The organism is Psychrobacter sp. (assembly GCF_036731945.1).
In the GTDB taxonomy this organism is placed as follows: domain Bacteria; phylum Pseudomonadota; class Gammaproteobacteria; order Pseudomonadales; family Moraxellaceae; genus Psychrobacter.
This window is the reverse complement of sequence record NZ_DAINDI010000034.1, coordinates 24,568-29,083: the sequence shown is the minus strand read 5'-3', so window position 1 is coordinate 29,083 and position 4,516 is coordinate 24,568. Positions and strand designations below refer to the sequence as shown.

General features: G+C 44.5%; 5 protein-coding genes. All 5 read left to right on the top strand.

All coding sequences use genetic code 11. The features are described 5' to 3' along the window. Window positions 1-54: 54 nt before the first annotated feature. The 5 genes from V7D75_RS08540 (at window position 55) to V7D75_RS08520 (ending at window position 4,468) form a co-directional block, all read left to right on the top strand. Complete coding sequence (locus V7D75_RS08540) at window positions 55-207, top strand: hypothetical protein (protein ID WP_333614221.1); 153 nt, start codon at window positions 55-57, stop codon at window positions 205-207. 329 nt (window positions 208-536) lie between these two features. Further along, complete coding sequence (locus V7D75_RS08535; RefSeq protein ID WP_333614220.1) at window positions 537-1,856, top strand: O-succinylhomoserine sulfhydrylase; 1,320 nt, start codon at window positions 537-539, stop codon at window positions 1,854-1,856. A 90-nt stretch (window positions 1,857-1,946) separates the two neighbouring features. Further along, complete coding sequence (locus tag V7D75_RS08530; RefSeq protein WP_068404078.1) at window positions 1,947-2,276, top strand: YbaB/EbfC family nucleoid-associated protein; 330 nt, start codon at window positions 1,947-1,949, stop codon at window positions 2,274-2,276. 121 nt (window positions 2,277-2,397) lie between these two features. Then, window positions 2,398-2,991, top strand: coding sequence for a recombination mediator RecR (recR, locus tag V7D75_RS08525; protein ID WP_200662831.1), 594 nt, complete (start codon window positions 2,398-2,400; stop codon window positions 2,989-2,991). 148 nt (window positions 2,992-3,139) lie between these two features. Further along, window positions 3,140-4,468 (top strand): ribonuclease D, encoded by a 1,329-nt coding sequence (locus V7D75_RS08520; protein ID WP_333614219.1) that lies wholly within the window; start codon window positions 3,140-3,142, stop codon window positions 4,466-4,468. Window positions 4,469-4,516 lie beyond the last annotated feature (48 nt).

Below are 4,516 nucleotides of genomic sequence, written 5' to 3'. Positions count from 1 at the left end.
CGAGAGTTAAGCTCAACGATAAGTTACTTGGTTCTATACTGAACATCGACATAAATGAGTGACCTTAGTGGACCTGAATTGAATAAAGCACGGGTTAAAAATGGGCTTGATTTATTGGCTATTTTTACCGATGGTAGCACTGAATATGGCGCCTATAATGATATTGCTCAAAGCAATATTCGCAGCGCCGCTAAGCTTAACAGCTGACGCCATCTATGCCTATTGCAAATACGTTATTTTTTTCTGTTGCGGTGATTTATTTGGCCGTGATTTAGATATCGCGCAGTCACCGTTTGCGCTTGCAATGTGTCATTAGAAATGCAGCAAGCTATTTTGGCTCAAATATTTAGTGCGAGCTGTTCAATCACAAAGGTTTAATGACAAATAACGACTAGTCGCTATGCAAAAATAATATTTAGCAGGCCTTTGAAACCAGCTGTTTGGAATAAGTTGCCATGCTATGATAACGCAAACAAATGCTGTTTATAATCAAAATAGGCCGTATGTTTAATAATAACCAGTGCAATGGAAAATTTATGAGCCAGTCGCAAGTGCATGATGATAGCAATGCAAATAAAACAGAGACAAATAAAGTAGACCCTAACTGGCGCGATGACGCGCTCAATCTAGATCTTAATTATGGCATGCAAACCATCGCCGTACGAGCAGGGCAGCATCGCACTGATGAAGGCGAGCATTCAGAGGCTATTTTTACCACCAGCTCTTATGTTTACGAGTCGGCAGCAGATGCAGCAGCACATTTCAACGGTGACAAATCGGGTAACGTTTATTCGCGCCATACCAATCCGAGCGTGCGTACCTTTGAGCGGCGTTTGGCAGCGCTCGAAAACGGTGAGCGCGCGGTGGCAACAGCCTCAGGTATGGGCGCGATTTTGACCATGTGTTTGGCGTATCTTAAAGCTGGCGATCATTTGCTCGCCGCCAACCAGTTATTTGGCTCATCGATTGGTTTGTTTAATAACTATATGGCAAAGTTTGGCGTCGAAGTCAGCTATGTCGATTGCTTCGATAATGACGCTTGGACAAAAGCTGTGCGGCCAAATACCAAGGTCATTTATTGTGAGAGCCCTAGCAATCCGCTTGCGCAAATTTGTGATATCGGCTATTTAAGTCAGCTATGTAAAGCCAATGATATCTTATTGGTCGTTGATAACTGCTTTGCCACGCCAGCTTTGCAGCGCCCATTAGATTTGGGCGCAGATGTGGTCATTCACTCTGCAACCAAATATTTAGACGGTCAAGGTCGGGTATTGGGCGGCGCTTTAGTCGGTAGCGATAAGCTGATGCAAGAGGCTTTTACCGTGGTGCGTTCAGGCGGTATCAGTATGAGCCCATTTAACGCATGGGTCTTTACTAAAGGTCTTGAAACGCTTAAATTACGTATGCAAGCGCATTGTCAAAATGCCAATCAAATAGCAGAATTTTTGGTCAATCATCCCAACGTCAGCACCGTGCATTTTTCAGGTTTGAGTAATCATCCCGCTCATGAATTGGCAACGCGTCAACATCATATGAAAGGTGGTTACGGTGCTATCATGGGTTTTGAAGTTAAGTCGTCAGCTAGCTCTGATTCAAAAAGCCTTGATTCAAATATTAGGGATTCAAAAGCCGCGGCTTGGCATGTGATTGATTCAACGCAAATGGTTTCTATCACCAATAATTTAGGCGATGCCAAAACCACCATTACCCATCCCGCGACCACTACCCATTTTCGCTTGACGCCTGAGGCGCGCGCAGAAGCAGGCGTTAATGATAGTCTCATCCGTCTGTCAGTAGGTTTAGAGGATGTGGAAGATATCATCAAAGATTTGGCGCGTGGTTTAGACAGTTTGTAAAGATAAAGGTATAATCGCCATTAACATCAGATTTAGTGATGAATAACGCTTTATAATTATACGCATTAAGACAAAACAAAAGAGGCAACTATGAATATTCAAGCATTGATGCAACAAGCACAAACGATGCAAAAGAAAGTCGAAGCAAACGTTGAAAACGCCAAAAAAGAACTGGCCAATAAAGAAGTGCAAGCCGAAGCGGGCAGTGGTCTGGTTAAAGTCACTATGACCGGTCGTCACGTGGTTAAGCGTTTGACCATCGATCCAAGCTTATTGGAAGATGAGCCAGATATGATCGAAGACTTAATCGCGGCTGCGATCAATGATGCGGTGCGTCAAGCGGATGAGCTCTATGAAGAAACCATGGCTGGTGCGACTTCAGGTATGGGTTTACCACCAGGTATGCAAGGTCTGTTCTAAATAGCGGATTATAAGCGCTAAAAACTGCTGATTGAACACAAAAATGGGGTTGTTATCGACACGATACGACCCCATTTTTATAGCTACGATTTATAAATTAAGCTAAATAAAGGAAGTTACTTTGCTGACAGCCAAATTTGATCAGCTGGTCAAACAGCTACGTATTTTGCCGGGCGTGGGGCAAAAAAGTGCTCAACGTATGGCGCTGCATCTGCTCACTAAAAAACGTCCGCAAGGCATGGCACTGGCGCAAGCGCTTGATGAGGCGATGCGTGAGATTGTCGAATGCCAGCGCTGCCATAGTTTTAGTGACGAGGCGATTTGTCCATTATGCCAAGATCCAAGACGTGATGATGGCTTACTATGCGTGGTCGAAACCGCCGCCGATGTGATGGCTATCGAGCAAACGGCAGGCTATCGTGGACGCTATTTTGTGTTGGGCGGGCATTTATCGCCCATAGACGGTATCAGCGCCGATGATCTAAATATCGATCAGCTGGTCTGGCGCGTTAAGCAAGAGCCGGTTGAAGAGTTAATTTTAGCAACTGGTACGACGGTTGAAGGGCAAACCACCGCCCACTTTATCAGTGAAGCGGTCAGCCGTCATGTCAATAAAATCACGCGTTTGGCGCAAGGCGTACCGATGGGCGGCGAGCTTGAGTATCTTGATAGTATGACCCTTGGGCAAGCGATGCAAAATCGCTCTTTCTTGTAGTATTAACGGTAGCAATTTTATAAATTCTCTATAAAAATCAAGTCTTGTCCATTTTATTTTGTGATATTGTTATAATGGTTTTGATATTCACTTTTATTAAGGCGCGGTTTAGCGTTTTATTTTCTTCTATTTCAGCAGGTATCTGCCCGTGTCAAACCATGTTTCAACAGCTTTAACTACTTCTAACCAATCAAACCGCTTAGATAATACGGCTACTGATGATGAGTTATCAAAACCATCAATCAATAACGAGGTAGCGCCCACAGATTTGCCACCCGAGCCAAATATCGATGCCTTGCTAGATGCCGCTGATGACGCGGCTGTTACCTGGGTACGTCAGCAAGATGATTTGGCTGAAGTTATCGATGCTTTGGCGACTTGCGGGCGGGTGGCACTAGATACCGAATTTATTAAGCGCGATACTTATTATCCGCGTTTGGCACTGGTGCAGCTGAATACTGGCAATCATGTGTATCTATTGGATGCGCCGCAATTGCAATTGGCTGAGCTATGGCAGGCCTTGGCTAAAGTAGACGTGGCGATTTGGCATGCCTGCGGTGAAGACTTGGGTATTTTTTATCTATTGTCTGGTTGTCCACCATTGACCAATATTTTTGATACGCAAATTGCCCTGTCATATTTGACAGGTCAGCTGCAAATGGGCTATCAGCAGGCGCTTGATGATCAGCTAGATATGCATATCGATAAAGAGCAAAGCCAATCAGACTGGCTGCAACGTCCGCTATCAGATGAGCAAGAGCAGTATGCGATAGATGACGTGCGTTTTTTGCCAGCGCTTTATCTAAGCCTTGAATATGAGCTAAAAAAACAAGGTCTGTTTGAATATGTATGGGCAGATTGTCAGCTTTATGCCAGTGACTTATATGACGCGCAGCATGTAGCTGATGATGAGATGTATCTAACGATGGCAGATTATCGTTATACCTCTGAGCAAATGGCGATACTACAAGCAGTGGCAACATGGCGTGAGGAGCTGGCACGAGCGACCAATCAGCCGCGTACCTTTGTCATTAAAAAACAAGCAGTGCGTGAGATTATCACCGAAAAGCCAAGCAGCATGCGCGAGCTTGCGCACAAAACCACGATGCACCGTAGCATGCTGCGCCTCTATGGTGAAGAGCTGTTAAAGGTGATTAAAGAAGCCAAAAACCTGCACCCTGCTGAGCATCCGGACTGTCTATTGCCACCGTATCGCTCAAAAAACAAAGTACTGTCAAAAGCAGTACAACAAGCAATCGATGAGCAAGCAGAAGAAATCGGCGTGCCTGCTAATGTATTGATGCGTAAAAAATGGCTGTCACAGCTCTATGAAGTGATTGCCTTTGATAAAGATCTAAGCGAACTACCAGAAGGTTTACAAGGCTGGCGCAATGAGTGGGTGATGCATACCTTGATTCCAGTGATTGAGGAACATAAAACCGAGTTACAACAGGGGATGGGTATCAATGTTCGCTAAGTGATAAAAATTAGAATTTATAAGTACTTAGCATTTATAAGTGCTTAA

What these genes read in the sequence shown, in the direction of transcription:
- V7D75_RS08540 (WP_333614221.1), top strand. Translation starts at nt 55, where the DNA reads ATGAGTGACCTTAGTGGACCTGAATTGAATAAAGCACGGGTTAAAAAT.
- V7D75_RS08535 (WP_333614220.1), top strand. Translation starts at nt 537, where the DNA reads ATGAGCCAGTCGCAAGTGCATGATGATAGCAATGCAAATAAAACAGAG.
- V7D75_RS08530 (WP_068404078.1), top strand. Translation starts at nt 1,947, where the DNA reads ATGAATATTCAAGCATTGATGCAACAAGCACAAACGATGCAAAAGAAA.